At 70.3% G+C, this 16,032-nt stretch carries 12 protein-coding genes and 1 pseudogene; 6 read left to right on the forward strand and 7 right to left on the reverse strand.

Going from position 1 to position 16,032, the window contains the following annotated elements; translation table 11 throughout:
* The first annotated feature begins 106 nt into the window (after positions 1-106).
* A complete protein-coding gene (locus Cco03nite_RS06085; RefSeq protein WP_120316910.1) occupies positions 107-553 on the forward strand; it encodes a metallopeptidase family protein in 447 nt (148 codons plus the stop codon).
* A gap of 56 nt (positions 554-609) precedes the next feature.
* On the opposite strand, the gene Cco03nite_RS06090 is transcribed toward Cco03nite_RS06085, so the two are convergent.
* The gene (locus Cco03nite_RS06090; protein WP_120316911.1) at positions 610-867 is read right to left on the reverse strand and encodes a WhiB family transcriptional regulator; all 258 of its coding nucleotides are present in this window, start codon (positions 865-867) and stop codon (positions 610-612) included.
* A gap of 320 nt (positions 868-1,187) precedes the next feature.
* Positions 1,188-3,761 (reverse strand): bifunctional FO biosynthesis protein CofGH, encoded by a 2,574-nt coding sequence (locus Cco03nite_RS06095; RefSeq protein ID WP_203689443.1) that lies wholly within the window; start codon positions 3,759-3,761, stop codon positions 1,188-1,190.
* A 58-nt stretch (positions 3,762-3,819) separates the two neighbouring features.
* Here Cco03nite_RS06095 and cofD point away from each other — a divergent pair, with 58 nt between their 5' ends.
* The 4 genes and pseudogenes from cofD (at position 3,820) to Cco03nite_RS06115 (ending at position 8,482) form a co-directional block, all read left to right on the forward strand.
* On the forward strand, positions 3,820-4,785 hold the full coding sequence (gene cofD, locus Cco03nite_RS06100; RefSeq protein WP_203689445.1) for a 2-phospho-L-lactate transferase: 966 nt from the start codon (positions 3,820-3,822) through the stop codon (positions 4,783-4,785).
* A 43-nt stretch (positions 4,786-4,828) separates the two neighbouring features.
* Positions 4,829-5,581 (forward strand): annotated as a pseudogene (locus Cco03nite_RS06105) (coenzyme F420-0:L-glutamate ligase); the annotation flags it as partial.
* Positions 5,582-5,751: 170 nt separating this feature from the next.
* On the forward strand, positions 5,752-6,177 hold the full coding sequence (locus tag Cco03nite_RS06110; protein ID WP_203689449.1) for a hypothetical protein: 426 nt from the start codon (positions 5,752-5,754) through the stop codon (positions 6,175-6,177).
* 1,237 nt (positions 6,178-7,414) lie between these two features.
* Positions 7,415-8,482: a S8 family serine peptidase gene (locus tag Cco03nite_RS06115; protein WP_239167155.1), complete on the forward strand. Its 1,068-nt coding sequence runs from the start codon at positions 7,415-7,417 to the stop codon at positions 8,480-8,482.
* Here the strand turns inward: Cco03nite_RS06115 and Cco03nite_RS06120 are convergent.
* The 4 genes from Cco03nite_RS06120 to Cco03nite_RS06135 form a co-directional block, all read right to left on the reverse strand.
* Positions 8,465-9,463 (reverse strand): ArsR/SmtB family transcription factor, encoded by a 999-nt coding sequence (locus tag Cco03nite_RS06120; RefSeq protein WP_203689451.1) that lies wholly within the window; start codon positions 9,461-9,463, stop codon positions 8,465-8,467. The genes Cco03nite_RS06115 and Cco03nite_RS06120 overlap by 18 nt on opposite strands.
* A gap of 262 nt (positions 9,464-9,725) precedes the next feature.
* Positions 9,726-10,757, reverse strand: coding sequence for a hypothetical protein (locus tag Cco03nite_RS06125; protein WP_203689630.1), 1,032 nt, complete (start codon positions 10,755-10,757; stop codon positions 9,726-9,728).
* Between the two features lie 33 nt (positions 10,758-10,790).
* Complete coding sequence (locus tag Cco03nite_RS06130; protein WP_203689453.1) at positions 10,791-11,891, reverse strand: mannose-1-phosphate guanylyltransferase; 1,101 nt, start codon at positions 11,889-11,891, stop codon at positions 10,791-10,793.
* 92 nt (positions 11,892-11,983) lie between these two features.
* Positions 11,984-13,132 (reverse strand): glycosyltransferase family 4 protein, encoded by a 1,149-nt coding sequence (locus tag Cco03nite_RS06135; protein WP_203689455.1) that lies wholly within the window; start codon positions 13,130-13,132, stop codon positions 11,984-11,986.
* A 157-nt stretch (positions 13,133-13,289) separates the two neighbouring features.
* Between Cco03nite_RS06135 and Cco03nite_RS06140 the strand changes: the two genes are divergently transcribed.
* Entirely contained in the window at positions 13,290-14,003 is a 714-nt protein-coding gene (locus Cco03nite_RS06140; protein WP_203689457.1) for a TIGR03089 family protein, read from the forward strand.
* An 86-nt stretch (positions 14,004-14,089) separates the two neighbouring features.
* Here the strand turns inward: Cco03nite_RS06140 and Cco03nite_RS06145 are convergent, their stop codons facing one another.
* Entirely contained in the window at positions 14,090-16,030 is a 1,941-nt protein-coding gene (locus Cco03nite_RS06145; protein ID WP_203689638.1) for an acetoacetate--CoA ligase, read from the reverse strand.
* Positions 16,031-16,032: the final 2 nt, after the last annotated feature.

Here is a 16,032-nt window from a genome sequence, read left to right on the forward strand (position 1 = left end):
GCGCCCCGCCGCGCACCGGCACGCCGGTTGCGCCGCGACACGCCGAGGGAAGGATCACGGCCCCGTACCGGGTACCGGCACTGGCGCTCGGGGATACATTTGCCGGGTGACCAGTCCCGCCCGCCGCCGCCCCACCGCCGCCCGCCGCCGACGCGACCGCCACGGCCGGGGTATGCGCGGTCGGCTGGTGCCGGCCAGCGTGCCCCTGGCCCGGACGAAGGCCGAGGTCTTCGACGAGCTGGTGCTGGACACGGTGGAGTCGCTCGAGGCGCGCTTCGCGACCGAGCTGGCCGGGGTGGAGTTCGCGGTCGAGGACGTGCCGCCGGACCTCAACGTCTACGACTCGGACGTGCTGGAGGACGGGCGGGTGCCGCTGGCGCGGCTGCTGCCGGGACGGCCGGGCAGGCACGGGGTGCCGCCGCGGATCGTGGTCTACCGGCGTCCGCTGGAGTTCCGGGCCTCAGATCGGGACGACCTGGGCGAGCTGGTGCGGGACGTGATCGTGGAGCAGGTCGCCAACCTGCTGGGCCTGAACCCGGACGATCTGGCATAGCCGTTGCCGGCACGCTGCCGAACCCGCCCCCACGGGCCCGGCAGCGTCCGAAAGTCTCAGATCGCGCGGCGCTTGAGCTTGCGTCGCTCGCGCTCGGACAGTCCGCCCCAGATGCCGAAGCGCTCGTCATGCGACAGCGCGTACTCCAGGCACTCGGACTTGACCTCGCAGCGCGAGCAGATGCGCTTGGCCTCGCGGGTAGAACCACCCTTCTCGGGGAAGAACGCCTCCGGGTCAGTTTGGGAGCACAGGGCGTGCTCCTGCCACTCGGGCGCGTTGCCCAGCAGATCCGCCACGACGGGGCGACCGTCCATCTCCGCTGCCTCCTTATTGCGCGCCGGTCACGACCGGCGCAACCCCCCACCTGGAGAGCGTTTGTCCACATAGGCGGTTTTGTGGATGCCGCTACCTCCAGCCCCACGCAAAATTACACGCGTGTCCTACGTGCACCGTCAAGCTGACTCTGGTACACGCCCGGCAGGGCCGTTCGGTTCGGTTTCTCACCGTCCCGCCACTGCCCTATCGATTCAGACCCGAAACCGGTGACGGCATGTCGGGCGTGTCGTGGCGAAATTCTGCTGGCGTGTCGGGCTTGACGGCAGGGTGCTGACTACCTTCGGACAGGAGTGAGCTGCTAGCGCACGTAACTCGTGGTGCGCTGGCGGGCGGGCCGCCCGGCGGCCGCGGCGATGGCGTGCAGCTGTTCCACCGTACGGGCCGAGCCGTGCGCCGATCCGGCCATCCGGGAAATCGTCTCCTCCATAAGAGTGCCCCCGAGGTCGTTGCAGCCGCCGTCGAGCATGGCCACGGTGCCCTCGTCGCCCAGCTTCACCCAGGAGCACTGGATGTTGGGGATGCGCCCGTGCAGCAGCAGCCGGGCCATCGCGTGCACCACCCGGTTCTCCCGCCAGGTCGCCCCCGCGCGCGAGATGCCGGCCAGGTAGATCGGGGCGTTGGTGTGCACGAACGGCAGCGCCACGAACTCGGTGAAGCCGCCGGTGCGGTCCTGCAGCCCGGCCAGCACCCGGAAGTGGCCCAGCCAGTGCCTCGGGTGGTCGACGTGGCCGTACATCATCGTGGAGCTGGACCGGATGCCCAGCCGGTGCGCCGTCTCGACGGTCTCCACCCAGGCCGAGGTGGGCAGCTTGCCCTTGGTCAGCACCCAGCGCACCTCGTCGTCGAGGATCTCCGCGGCGGTGCCCGGAATGGTGTCCAGGCCCGCGTCCCGCAGCCGGGCCAGCCAGTCCTGCACGGACACGCCCGCCTTCGCGGCGGCGGTGACGATCTCCATCGGCGAGAAGGCGTGCACGTGCATGCCCGGCACCCGCGCCTTCACCGCGCGGACCAGGTCCGGATACACCGACACGGGCAGCTGCGGGTCGATGCCGCCCTGCACGCAGATCTCGGTCGCGCCGTCGTTCCAGGCCTCCTCGGCCCGGTCGGCGACCTGTTCGACACTCAGCCGGTACGCGTCGGCGTCGCGTTCACGCTGCGCGAACGCGCAGAACCGGCAGCCCACGTAACACACGTTCGAGAAGTTGATGTTCCGGTTGACCACATAGGTGACGTCGTCCCCGACCGTGTCCCGGCGTACGTCGTCGGCGATGCGGCACAGCTCGTCCAGCGCCGCCCCGTCGGCGTGCAGCAGGGCCAGCGCCGCCTCCTCGTGCTGCGCCTCCAGCAGCGCCGCGGGGTTCTCCCGGGCGATCCGCAGCCCGGCCGCGAGCGCACCCAGACTGACCGCGGGACCCGCCCCGGCGTCCACGCCACCGGTCCCCGCGCCGGCCTGCGCGGCGTCGACCGAGTCCCCGCGCCGGGCAGCGCCCACGGCCGCCTCGCCGACCGCGGACCAGTCGCCGTACACCGTGTCGAAGTCGCCGCGGCGGTCGCCGGTGCGCCCCTCGGCGTCGATCTCCCGGTGCAGGTCGATCCGGCCGACCCCGCCCTCCACCTCGGGCTCCTGCCACGGGCGGCCGGTCACCGGCGCGTCCGCGACGGCCATGCCCTGCCCGTCGGCCAGCGCGAGCACGTGCGGGTGCAGCCGCGGGTCGAGCCACCGCTCCGCGCCGCGCACGTACCCCGGATACACCGTCAGCCGCTCCCGCAGCTCGAACCCGGCCGCCTCGGTCAGCGCCGCCAACTCGTCCAGATGCGGCCAGGGCCGTTCCGGGTTCACATGGTCGGGCGTCAGCGGCGACACCCCGCCCCAGTCGTCGATCCCGGCCTTGACCAGCAGCTCGAACGACGCGTCGATCAGATTCGGCGGGGCCTGGATGCGCATGCCCGGGCCCGTCAGCAGCCGCGTCACCGCGACCGTGGCGGCCAGGTCGAGCACGGACGCGTCGGGAGTGGAGCGCATCGCCGTGTCCGGCTTGGCCCGGAAGTTCTGCACGATGATCTCTTGCAGGTGCCCGTACTCGCGGGCGCTGCGCCGCATCTCGAAGATCGCGTCGACGCGCTCGGCGTGCGTCTCGCCGATGCCGATCAGGATGCCGGTGGTGAACGGCACCCCCACCCGGCCCGCGTCGGCCAGCACCCGCAGCCGCACCGCGGGCTCCTTGTCCGGCGAGCCGTAGTGCGGGCCGCCCGGCTCCGACCACAGCCGCGTCGCGGTCGTCTCCAGCATCATGCCCATGCTCGGCGCCACCGGCCGCAGCCGCTGCAGATCCGCCCAGCTCATGACACCCGGGTTCAGATGCGGCAGCAGCCCGGTCTCCTCCAGCACCGCGATCGCCACCGAACGCAGGTAGTCGATCGTGGAGGCGTACCCCCGCTCGGTCAGCCACTGCTGCGCCGCCGGCCACCGCTCCTCCGGCCGGTCGCCCAGCGTGAACAGCGCCTCCTTGCAGCCCAGCGCCGCGCCCTGCCGGGCGATCGCCAGCACCTCGTCCCGGTCCAGGTAGGCCGCGGGCAGCCGGTGCGGCACCGTCGCGAACGTGCAGTAGTGGCATCGGTCACGGCACAGCCTGGTCAGCGGGATGAACACCTTCTTCGAGTACGTGATCACGCCCGGCCGCCCGGCGTCGCGCAACCCCGCGTCGCGTACCCCCGAAGCCAGCGCCAGCAGCTCGTCGAACGCCTCCCCCGAGGCGCTGAGCAGGGCCGTCGCCTCGGCTGCGTCCAATGCCCTCCCCGCCGCCGCGCGCTTGAGCGCACGGTTGATCTCCGCGGAACCGACCACCGGCTGGGCAACGACCTCGCTGGACATGGAGGCCAGCCTACGACCCTGGCCTCGCCGTCCTCCCGCGGTGCGGGAGGATGTCGCCATGCGGATCGTGGTGCTGGCAGGTGGCATCGGCGGCGCGCGTTTCCTCGCCGGGGTACGGGCCCACGCCCGCGCCACCGGCGACGAGGTGACCGCCGTCGTCAACGTGGGCGACGACGTGTGGATGCACGGGCTGCGCATCACCCCCGACCTCGACTCCGTCATGTACACCCTCGGCGGCGGCATCGACCCCGACCGCGGCTGGGGCCGAGCCGGCGAGACCTGGACCGTCAAGGAGGAGCTCGCCAAGTACGGTGCCGAGCCCACCTGGTTCGGTCTCGGCGACCGCGACATCGCCACCCACCTGGTGCGCACCCGCATGCTCAACGCCGGCTACCCGCTGTCCGCCGTCGTCGCCGCGCTCTGCGACCGCTGGCAGCCCGGCATCACCCTGCTGCCCGCCACCGACGACCGCCTCGAAACCCACGTCGTGGTCGCGGCCGAGGACGGCAGCGGCGACCAGGCGATCCACTTCCAGGAATGGTGGGTACGCCACCGCGCCGCGCTGCCCGCCAAACAGTTCCGCTTCGTCGGCGCCGACACCGCCAAACCCGCGGCAGGCGTGCTCGACGCGCTCCAGGCCGCCGACATCGTGCTGCTCGCCCCCAGCAACCCCGTCGTGTCCATCGCGCCCGTGCTGGCCGTCAGCGCCCTGCGCGACGCCCTCGTCAACGGCCCCGCCCCCGTCGTCGGCGTCTCCCCCATCATCGGCGGCAGCCCCGTCCGCGGCATGGCCGACAAGTGCCTGTCCGCCGTGGACGTCGAATGCTCCGCCCAGGGCGTCGGCCGCCTCCTCGGCGCCCGCACCGCCGGCGGCGTGCTCGACGGCTGGCTCGTCGACGAGACCGCCGACGCCGCCACCGACGTCCCCGGCGTACGCGTACGCGCCGTACCCCTGTGGATGACCGACGACGACGCCACCGCCGCCATGGTTCGCGCAGCCCTGGAGTTGGGCGGCGTCGCGTGAACGAGCACACTGGTCACGGCAGCGAGCGTTACGAGGTGGCGGCATGATCGACGGTTTCAGCGTGCACCCGGTCCGCGGCATCCCGGACGTGCAGCCCGGTGACGACCTCGCCAAGCTCATCGTCGGCGCGGCCCCGTGGCTCGCCGACGGGGACATCCTCGTCGTCACCAGCAAGATCGTGTCGAAGTCGGAGGGTGCGCTCGCCTCGGTGCCCGTCGGGGGGCCTGAGCGGGAGGCTGCCCGGGAGCAGGTGCTGCGGTCCCAGACGGCGCGGCCGGTGGCCACGCGGGGGCATACGCGGATCGTGCAGACCCATCACGGGTTCGTGATGGCGTCCGCCGGAATCGACAACTCCAACGTCGACCGGTCCCAGCTCGTGCTGCTGCCCGTGGATCCGGACGCGTCGGCGCGGGGGCTGCGTGAGGCGCTGCGGGAGCAGTACGGGCTCGACGTTGCCGTGATCGTCAGCGACACCATGGGGCGGCCGTGGCGTAACGGGCTGACCGATGTCGCCCTGGGGTGTGCGGGGATCGAGCCGTTGCGGGACCACCGTGGGGAGACGGATCCGTACGGCAACGAGCTGCAGATCACGCAGATGGCTGTCGTGGACGAGATCGCGGCTGCTGCGGAGCTGGTGAAGGGGAAGGTGGATCGGGTGCCGGTCGCGGTCGTACGCGGGCTGCTCACGTCCACGCGGGACAGCAGCGGGGTCGTGCCGACGTTGGTACGGGATGCGGAGCACGATCTGTTCTCGCTCGGCACTGCGGAGGCGCGGGAGCAGGGACGGGTGGAGGCGCTCGGGCAGGCCTGATCCACAGGCGCTCGCCGAGTTATCCACAGGTGGCCCGGTAAGGGCTGTGCTCAGCGTGGTCAATCCGTTACCCTGCCCGCAGACGTGACTCCGGCGGGTGTGGATCGATCGGTGCCGGAGACGTCCCCATTGCGCGCTTCTTTGGGGAGGGAAGCATGCCTGAACGACGCGTACCGGAACGACTCACCGTGGACCTGGCCGGGCTGCGAGAGGTCCGTACGGATCTGCGCCGCGATACCGACGAAGCCTTGCGCCCAGGCCTGACTACCGCACGGCGTCAGCTGGATTATGGAGTTCGATTCTGTCTGGCCCTGGACTGCGCCGAAGGACGAGCCGCGCGGGCTTCAGTCGGTCACGTACTGGCTCAACACCGGAAGAACGCGGAGTACCAACTTCGGGTAGCCGAAGGCCTCGCCCTTGCGCTTGAACGGATTGTCGAGAACTACTCTAACGCAGACATGCGGGCCGCGGCACGCATCACCGAGGTTGAGTCTGAACTCAGTAGAGCGATCGCCCAACTAGAGAAGGCCGACCATGACAAGCAGGGTCCGCCGGCGCCACAGCGCGGGATGCTCCGATGAACACCGGACCTTCAGGAATGCTGCGTCACGAAGGCGGCTACACCGCAACGTCCCAGGACGCGTTGACGAGATGGCCCACTCAGGGACGTACGAACTGGGTGGCGGTGGACCCTCCACGAGTCTGGGACATGCTTCGCCACGAAGACGATGAACTCGGCTGGGAGCAGGTTAAAGGTCTCAGAGCGATGGCCAGCCTACTGATGGCACAAGCGGACAAGCTAACCCGGCAACGCGACACGCTCGCCCGAATGTGGCCAGCCGATCAGAGCCAAGCAGCCGCAATGGCGCTCAGACGACTCGACATTTTGATCGCAAGCATGCGCCAAGACAGTGAAGACGCGATCCAGAACGCTTTGGCGATTGACGGCATCATGGCGGCCACTGCCAAAGCGAAGCGCGAGGTTCACAAGATCGTACAGGCATGGGAATTGACGACGAACGACGGCGGACCCGAGTGGTGGGACCGCGAGGCGACGCGACTCAGCTACCTAACTGAACAAACTATGGATGCCACTGAGCGCGCGATCCGCGAACACAGGTCACAAATAGTTAGTCCCGCACCGCAATCAATCCAGACGTCCGCAGGCCTAGAAGCGCCCCCGCCCCCGCCCCCGCCAACAACGAGCACCACGACTCGCGATAGCACCGTGGGCCCGCCACGCCCTCGCGCGTTAATCGTTCCGCCACCAGTGCCTGGTCGCCCGCCATTTATCGAGCCCTTGCCGTCGGATACCGGCCCGGACCTCCAAGGCTATATTCCACCAGCGCCCGCGTTGCCTGGCCAGCCGGTTTCCATGTTGCCCATATCACCCGGAAGTCCGTACGCGCCTTATGGCGGCGCATACGTTCTGCCCGGACCTGGGGTTGGTCAGAATGGCTATGTCGTGGCGCTTCCTCCCGCCGGCTCTGGAGCGGCGGCAACGGTGTACACGCCCCCTCGCACAAGTTCAGCAGGCATGCCAGGAATGATGCCAATTCCCATGGGCGGACCAGGTCAGACGACCCAAAGCGGAGATGGAGCTTACCGGCGTACTGCTAACACACGCTGGGAGATTGCATACGGAGTTTCGCCAGTGATTCAGCCGGGCCATTCGACCGAAACGCGTGAGCCTTCCGCACAGGAGACCGAGGAAACGTTCCGTCAGTGGTTCACTCAGTCTGCCATGCCGTGGCGACTCGACAGCGAGCCAATGGCGCAAGCACCTATCGTCACCATCCGCCGAGGAGTTCCTCACTCGTGAATCTCCAGATACGCCTTGCGCACCTCGCGGTAGCAGCATTGATGTCGGCGCTAATAAATCCACTCCCTTCAGTTGCCGCCACCGATGAAGTAGCCGACGGCCAGTGGTTTCATGGATTCCTTCGAACGGCCGAAGCCCACAAGACCTCCGACGGGGCTGGAGTCAAAGTCGCAGTTATAGATACAGGCGTCGATGCCACGCATCCTGACCTAAGCGGCTCAGTTCTCCCCGGTGCGGACTTCAGTCCTGAGGGACCGAGCAAGGGAACCGTGGACAAGGACGGGCACGGCACGGGCATGGCAAGCCTCATCGCCGGCCATGGACGAGTAATGGGCATTGCCCCAGGGGCAAAGGTGGTCCCAATCCGACAGTCAATTCACGGGCGGGGTGCCACAGCCGACATCGCGAGGTCGATCGAATGGGCTGTCGCGCAGGGCGACATCCAGATAATCTCCATTTCGCTGGCCGACGGCTTCGATGATCCATCAGTCAGAACGGCCGTTAAGGCAGCGCTTGACGCCGACATCGTCGTCGTCGCGGGCGTCGGCAACGACCCTCAACAGCCGGTCGGCTACCCCGCTGCCATTCCGGGAGTCGTGGCAGTCTCTGGGGTCGACAGGAACGGCCAGAACTCCAAGGCATCGGCTACAGGTTCAGCTGTTGTTATCTCTGCGCCCAGCGACGGCATCACAAGCGCCAGTTTGAGCCACCTCTGGCAGATAGGTACCGGAACGTCCGCTGCGACGGCGATCGTCGCTGGCGCAGCGACGCTAGTACGGGCAACCCACCCGGAACTTTCTGCCGCTGAGGTTTTTCACCGACTGACGGCTACAGCGACCGACAAGGGCCCACCAGGCCGAGATTCTGCCTATGGCCACGGATTATTGAACCTCGTCGCTGCGCTAACGGCCGACGTTGCGCCCATCGGCCCCGACTCGCCGTCCTCAACCGAAAACGCGCCCTCAACACCAGCTAACCGGACAGCCTTGGCTCTAATCGTGGGTGCCGTAGCGATGCTCGGAATGTTAGTCCTTCTCATCCTCAGATCAAGAAGGCGTAGGTGAGCGGCCGGCGAGCATCGCGTGACCAAGGGGGGTGAGCGTATGCAGGACGGTGTTCCGGTCGCGGAGGCTGTGCACCAAACCGGCCTCGCGCAGCACCGCCACGTGCTGGCTCGCCGCCGCAGGCGACACGTCGAGCCGCCGCGCGAGCTCTGTCGTCGTACTCCCGTCCGCCAGCAGTTCCACCACCGCAGCCCGCGTCCGCCCGAGCAACGCCGCCAACGCCTCCGGACTCCGTACAACGGCAGCCCGCGCCTCGTGATGAACCGAGTACACCAGCACCGGCGGCAGTTCCGGGTCGAACAGGCAGACCGGCTTGCTGGGCGTCTTGAAGTACGACGGCACCAGCTGCAGCCCGCGCCCTTCGAGGTAAACATCCCGATTCGACGGATACTCGGAGATCTCCAGCACGCTGCCGTCGAACCGCACCGTCGGGTGCAGCGTGTTCAGCAGCCCTTCCGTACCGGATTCGAGCATGGTGCGGGCGCGCAGCCCGCGGTCGGCGTCGACGGCGGTCCGCACCCGGTCCCACATCGGCGCGATGGCCGTCTCGTGATACCGGCTGATGGCCGTGCCAAGTTCGCCGAGCGCCCGGGTCGCTCCCCCGCCGACGTCGTCGATGATGCCGGACAGGGACCCCTGCGCGTCACCCAGCGCGTTGATCTCTTTGCGCAGCCGCTCCTTGGGGGTGGACAGCACGGCTTCGAGGCCGGGCCCGAAGCCGGCGGCGGCCTCGGGCGGGGTGAGGAAGTCGGGGAAGTAGCCGACCGGCGGGTTCAGGGCGAGCAGCAGGCCGACCTGGTCGCGCAGGGCCCCGCCCGGTTTGAGGTCGGTGATCATGCGGTTCTTCCAGCCGCCCAGCAGCGGGTCGGTGCCGCGGTATCGCAGCAGGTGGATGCTGAGCGCGAGTTCCCACATCGGGTCCGGCGTCGACGAGATCCGCGTTCGGACCAGGTCGGCACTGGTGAAGTGGATACGCAGCATGGGCTCTCCGGGCTAGGGGTCGGCGCTGACTCTACCGGCCGAGGTGACCTGGGTCTTTAAGTCACAACCGAAAGACGTAGACCCTTCGCCGTTCGGTGGATGATCCTTGGCGCAGCCTGGGGAACCGAGGCGGCACCTCTTTACGGGGAGCGAACTCGGCCGTACGGGGGCGTACGGGGCGATGCGGTAGCGGCTGATCGGTTTGCCGGGGGGCAGGTCGATCGGCCGCTCCGTACGTGGGGCGAGGCTACGGAACCCCAGTTCAAAGCCATAGCGCGATGCGGTGATCCTCATCGGCCACATAGAGCGGAGCGCCCTCGCGTTCGCTGACGCCTTCGACGTGGTGCAGCGGCGCCAGGTCGGCGACCAGGGTCGGGGCGATCAGCGCCGGGCCGGTGCCGTCGGGCAGCCGGAAGCGCAGGTGACGGCAGGTGGCGTCGCGGGCGTCGGGGTGCTGCTCCAGCAGGATGGAGCCCTTGTCGAGGGCGTCGATGGAGCCGACGACGATGTCGTAGGCCCCGTCGTCGCGGGCCGAGAGGGCCCGTACGCCGAGCGGCCCCTGGCCGATGCCGGTGAGCGCGTACACCCCGGTCACGCCGAGGGTTTCCGCGCCGCTGAACAGGCCGGGCACGCCGGACAGCTCGACCAGGATCGGCTCGCCGGCGGCGGTGACGGGCCAGCGGAGCCCGGCCAGCAGCGTGCCCCGGGCGGTGAACGCGGCTCCCTCGATGTTTACCGGGTGGTCGCCGGGGGCGAGCTGGCTGGTCCAGCGTTTGCCTTTGGCGGTGCCGCGGCGTACGGCCTCGGTGACGAAACCGGCGTGCACGACGTCCCGGACGGGTTCGGGGGCGGCCGGGTGCCCGGTGGCGGCCAGGGCGGCGAGGGCGTCGTTGACGGCCCGGTGCAGGGCGAACCGGTGCCTGATGATCTGCAGCTGCGGCCGGGCAGATTCGCGGAAGCGGGCGACGAAGGCCCGTTTGGGCTGGAGCGGGCCGGCCTTGGAGCCGAAGTGCGAGCCGAGCACGTACACCCAGCCGTCGAGCCGGGCGAGCGCCTCCGCGTCCTCGGTGCGGCCCTCGTGCTCGCCCGCCGTCGCTTTGACGTGTTCGGCCCGCCAGCCGCCGTCGTACTGCTCGACGAGCAGCGCCAGGCATTCCTCGGCCGGCCCTTCGTCGAGCACGGTCCAGTAGGCCCGGCGGGCGCCGAGTTCGGCGAGAAGACCTTCGTCGTGTACGGGTAGCAGGTCGCTCGCCTCGTTGCCCGCCGCGGACAGCTCCACCAGTCGCATGGAGATCAGCGTAGGCAGTCGAGGCGAGCGGCGACCCGGTCAGATGCGGCTGTCGCCGCGCTCCTTGAGTTCGTCGACGAGCTTCTTGACGTCCTGCGCCCGGTCGCGCGGGCAGACCAGCACGGCGTCCGGGGTGTCGACCACGATCACGTCGCGCATGCCGAGGGCGGCGACGAGCCGGCCGGACTGCGGCACGACGACGGTGCCGGCGGAGTCGTGCAGGAGCACCTCGGGCTTGCCGCCGTCGAGGGTGGCGCTGTCGCCGACGATCACGTTGCCGGCGTCGTCGGCGGGCAGCACGTCGCCGAGGGTGTGGAAGTCGCCGACGTCGTTCCAGCCGAAGTCGCCGGGCACGGTCGCGACGAGCCCGGCCGCGGCCGCGCCCTCCATGACCGCGTAGTCGACGGAGATCTTGGGCAGGGTCGGCCAGATCTCGCCGAGCACCCGGTCGCGGTCGGCGGTGTCCCAGGCGGCGGCGATGCGGATCAGCCCGTCGTGCAGCTCGGGCTGCTGGCGGCGCAGCTCCTTGAGGAACACGTCGACCCGCCAGACGAACATGCTGGCGTTCCACAGGTAGCGGCCGGAGCGCACGTACTCGGTCGCCACGTCGAGGGAGGGCTTCTCCTTGAACTCGTCGACGGTGCGGATCGGGCCGTCGACGGTCTTGCCGCACTGCAGGTAGCCGTACCCGGTCTCGGGGTGGGTGGGCGTGATGCCGACGGTCATCAGCAGGCCGCGGCGGGCGCCGGCCTCGGCGTCGCGCAGCACCTCGACGAACCGGGCGCCGTCGCGGACCAGGTGGTCGGCGGCGAACGAGCCCATGACGGCCTCGGGGTCGCGCTGGGCGATGACCGCGGCGGCCAGGCCGATGGCGGCGCAGGAGTCGCGCGGGCTGGGCTCGATGAGGATGTTGGAGTCCGGCAGATCGGGCAGCTGCCGCGCGATGCCGGGCGCGTGGGCGACCCCGGTCACCACGTACGTGTCGCCGAGCGCCGCCACCGGGGCGAGCCGGGCCACGGTCGCCTGGATGAGCGTCTCGGCGGTGCCCGTCAGGGGGTGCAGGAACTTCGGGTTCGTGGCGCGCGACAGCGGCCAGAGACGGGTTCCACTTCCACCTGCGGGAATGACGGCGTGCAGCATCCGCCCATTCTGCCTGACGAGTGTGAACGCGAGCCGCACCCCGCCCGCGACACCAGCCGCATTCGCCTGCTAGTGCGCGGGGTGCGGGCAGCTCAGCGCTGGTGCCTCATCGACCGCTGCCAGGCGGTGACGTGCGCGTCGGCGCTGGAGCTCCAGCTGAACTCCTTCGCCCGGGCCAGGCCGGCCGCGGCCAGCGCGGACCGGCGCGCCTCGTCGTCGAGCAGGCTGGCGAGGTCCTTGGCGATGTGGTCGGCGTCCTGGCCGGTGTAGGCGACGGCGTCGCCGCCGACCTCGGGCAGCGACAGCCGCGGCGTGGTCAGCACCGGCGCGCCGCAGGCCATGGCTTCCAGGATCGGCAGGCCGAAGCCCTCCCCGTGGCTCGGGTACGCGCACAGCACCGCGCCGCCGAGGAAGCCCGGCAGGTCGGCGTACCGCAGATAGCCGGGGCGCACCAGCCGCAGGTGTGCGGGCACCTCCGCGGCCACCCGGTCGATCTCGTCGTCGTGGCCCTGGCCGCCGGCCAGCACCAGGGCGGGCGGGTCGACCCGGTCGCGCACGGCCGCGATCCAGCCCCGGACCAGGTTCGGGACGTTCTTGCGGGGCTCCTTCGCGCCCAGGAACGCGATGTAGCTCTGGTCGCCAAGGCCGAGCCGGGACCGCACCCTGGCCTTCTCCTCCTCGCCGGGCACGTGGAAGGCCGTGTGGTCGACACCGTGGTAGGCCACGTCGATGCGGGTCGGGTCGGCGTCGAGCAGCCGGATCAGCTCGTCGCGGGTGGCCTTGCTGGGCACGATGACGCGCTCGGCCCGGCGCAGCGAGGTCTTGATCGCGGACCGGAAGAACGTGCCGCGGGACTTCTCGTAGTGCTCCGGCTCGGTGAAGAAGGTCGCGTCGTGCACCGTCACCGTCACCGGGCAGCTGGCCCGCAGCGGGCAGGTGTAGAACGGCGAGTGCAGCACCTGCGCGCCGACCTGCTGGGCGAGCAGCGGCAGGCCGGTCTGCTCCCAGGCGAGCCGGGCCGGGCGGTGGGCCACCGCGGCGGGCGCGGCGACGACCTGCGCGTGCGGCAGGGTGCGGGCGTACCGCTCCTGGTCGGTGCGCTGGGAGACCACGACCAGGTCGATGTCGGAATGGTCGGCGAGGGCGCCGAGCAGGCCGTCGAGGTACCTACCCACGCCGCCGCGGTCAGCGGGGACGCTGGTGGCGTCGACAAGCACCCGGGGAGAGCGAGCGATCGTCACGGTGAACACTCCTTGTGGGGGTGTGCAGCGCAGCCCAGCCGACCGCCGCTCTGCGGTTGTGAGACTGTGCGCTGTTTCACAGCAGTCACGCTTCAGACTACGCCCGACATGCCCCATGGCAAGGTCCACGACGCGGCAGTGTCGGTAGCCTGACCACGTGTCCACTATCGGTCAGCTTTTCGCCGCGACGGTCGCCACCGATCCGGCAAAACCGCTTCTCACCTGGTACGACGACGCCACGGGCGAGCGTACCGAGCTCTCCGGCGCGACCCTGGCCAACTGGGTGGCCAAGACGGCGAACCTGCTCGTCGACGGGTGCGGACTCGGCCCCGGCAGTGTCGCCTCGATCTCGCTGCCGCCGCACTGGCAGACCGCTTCGATCATGCTGGCCTGCTGGACGGCAGGGCTGGCCGTGTCACACAGCGCGGACGTGCAGGCCGACGTGGCCTTCGTCGAACCCGAGGCCGCTTCGGCCGCCCCCGACACGTACGCGGTGAGCCTTCACCCGTTCGCGCTACCGCTGCGCGGGCTGCCGTCGGGTGTGTCGGACTGGGTCAGCTCGGCGCGCGCCCACGGCGACTTCTACGGCGGCCCCGCCGCCGACCCAGGCGCGCCGTCGCTGGTCGGCCTGCCCGGTGGCGGCGGTTCGATCACGCACGCCGAGCTGGCGGAGCGCTCGCTGGCCCGCGCGAAGGAGCTGGAGATCGCCAAGGGCGACCGGGTGCTGATCGACATCGGGGCACACCCGCGCCCCCTGGACTGGCTCACCGCCCCGATCGCCGCCGGCGCGTCCCTGGTCCTCTCCCACCGCACCGCCGCAGGCATCCTCGACACCCGCGCGACAACGGAACACGCCCGCCTCATCCCCTGACGTCCGACCGATCAGCGGCCCGCGCCCCCTCCCTGATCGACGCGCGCCCCTCCCTGTCGATGACAAACGGGGTGTTGCGGGTGGTGTCAGCGGGACTTGGCGAGGGTTTCGAAGGCGAGGAGGGAGTCGGGGTTGGCGAGGGCGCCCTTGGCGGCGGCGGACTCGACGGGGGTGCCGGTGAGGATGCGCTTGACCGGGACTTCGAGCTTCTTGCCGGACAGGGTGCGGGGCACCGCGGCCACCTGGTGGATCACGTCGGGGATGTGGCGGGGCGACAGGGCGGTACGCAGCTCGCGGGCGATCTTCGACTTGAGCGCGTCGTCCAGCTCCAGGCCGGGCTGGAGCACCACGAACAGGAGCAGCTCCCCCGCGCCGCCCTCGTCGTCCTCCAGGTGCACCACGACCGAGTCGGCGACCTCGCTCATGCCCTCGACGACCGAGTAGAACTCGGCGGTGCCGAGGCGTACGCCGCCGCGGTTCAGGGTCGCGTCGGAGCGGCCGGTGATCACGCAGGTGCCGCGTTCGGTGACGGTGATCCAGTCCCCGTGCCGCCAGACGCCGGGGAACACGTCGAAGTACGCCTCGCGGTAGCGGGAGCCGTCGGCGTCGCCCCAGAAGCCGACCGGCATGCTCGGCATCGGCGCGCTGATGACCAGCTCGCCGAGCGCGTTGTCGAGCGGCCGGCCGGTCGGGTCGTACGCCTCGACCTTCGCGCCGAGGCAGCGGGCCGCGATCTCGCCGGGGTAGACCGGGTTGAGCGGGGTGCCGCCGACGAAGCCGGTGCACACGTCGGTGCCGCCGGACAGCGAGATGAGCAGCAGGTCGGGCTTGACGTTCTCGTACACCCAGACGTAGCCCTCGGGCGGCAGCGGCGCGCCCGTCGAGCCCAGGCCACGCAGCTTGGACAGGTCCGCGATCTCCCGCGGCACGATGCCCTCCTTGCGGCAGGCCAGCAGGTACGGCGCGGAGGTGCCGAAGTAGGTCATGCCCGCCTCTTCGGCCAGCCGCCACAGCGCGCCCAGGTCGGGGGCGGCCGGGTTGCCGTCGAACAGCACGATCGCCGCGCCGACGGCCGGGCCGGAGACCAGGTAGTTCCACATCATCCAGCCGGTGGTGGAGAACCAGAAGAAGCGGTCGCCCGGCCCGAGGTCGTGGTGCAGGGCGAGCATCTTCAGGTGCTCCAGCAGGATGCCGCCGTGGCCGTGCACGATCGGCTTGGGCAGGCCGGTGGTGCCGGAGGAGTAGAGGACGTACAGCGGCTGGGCGAACGGGACGGCGGTGAACTCCAGCGGCTCGTCGGTGTCGGCGGCCAGCTCGCCGAGACCCACCACCCCCTGGGTGTACGGCAGCAGCACGGTGTGCGCCAGCGACGGCAGCGCCGCCTGGATGGCCGCGACCTCGCCCTGCCGGTCGATCAGCTTCTCGCCGTACCGGTAGCCGTCGACGGCGACCAGGACCTTCGGGGAGATCTGCTGCCAGCGGTCGGTGACGCTGCGGGTGCCGAACTCGGGCGCGCAGGACGAGAAGATCGCGCCGAGGCTCGCCGTGGCCAGCATCAGCACCACGGTCTCCGGGATGTTCGGCAGGTACGCCGCCACCCGGTCGCCCTCGCCGACGCCGAGCCGGCGCAGCCCGGCCCGCGCCCGGCGGACCTGCTCGCGCAGCTGTGCGGCGGTGAGGATGACCGGCTCGCGGGTCTGCGAGTAGCCCAGCACCACCGGCTCGTCGTCGCCGATACCCGGCATGCGCAGCACGTGCTCGGCGTAGTTCATCGTCGCGCCGGGGAACCACCGCGCGCCCGGCATGGTGGCGTCGGGCAACACATCCGTCGGCTGATCGTGGGCGATGACGTCGAAGTAGTCCCAGATCGAGGACCAGAAGCCGGCCAGGTCGGTGGTGCTCCAGCGCCACAGCTCGTCGTAGGAGCCGAAGGTCAGCCCGCGCTCACGCTCCAGCCAGCCCAGGTAGTCGCCGATGCGGGAGTGCTGCCTGATGTCGGCCGGTGGGGTCCACAGCGCTTCGGTCATCA

Origin of the sequence: Catellatospora coxensis, assembly GCF_016862635.1 — a bacterium.
Taxonomy (GTDB): Bacteria; Actinomycetota; Actinomycetes; order Mycobacteriales; family Micromonosporaceae; genus Catellatospora; species Catellatospora coxensis.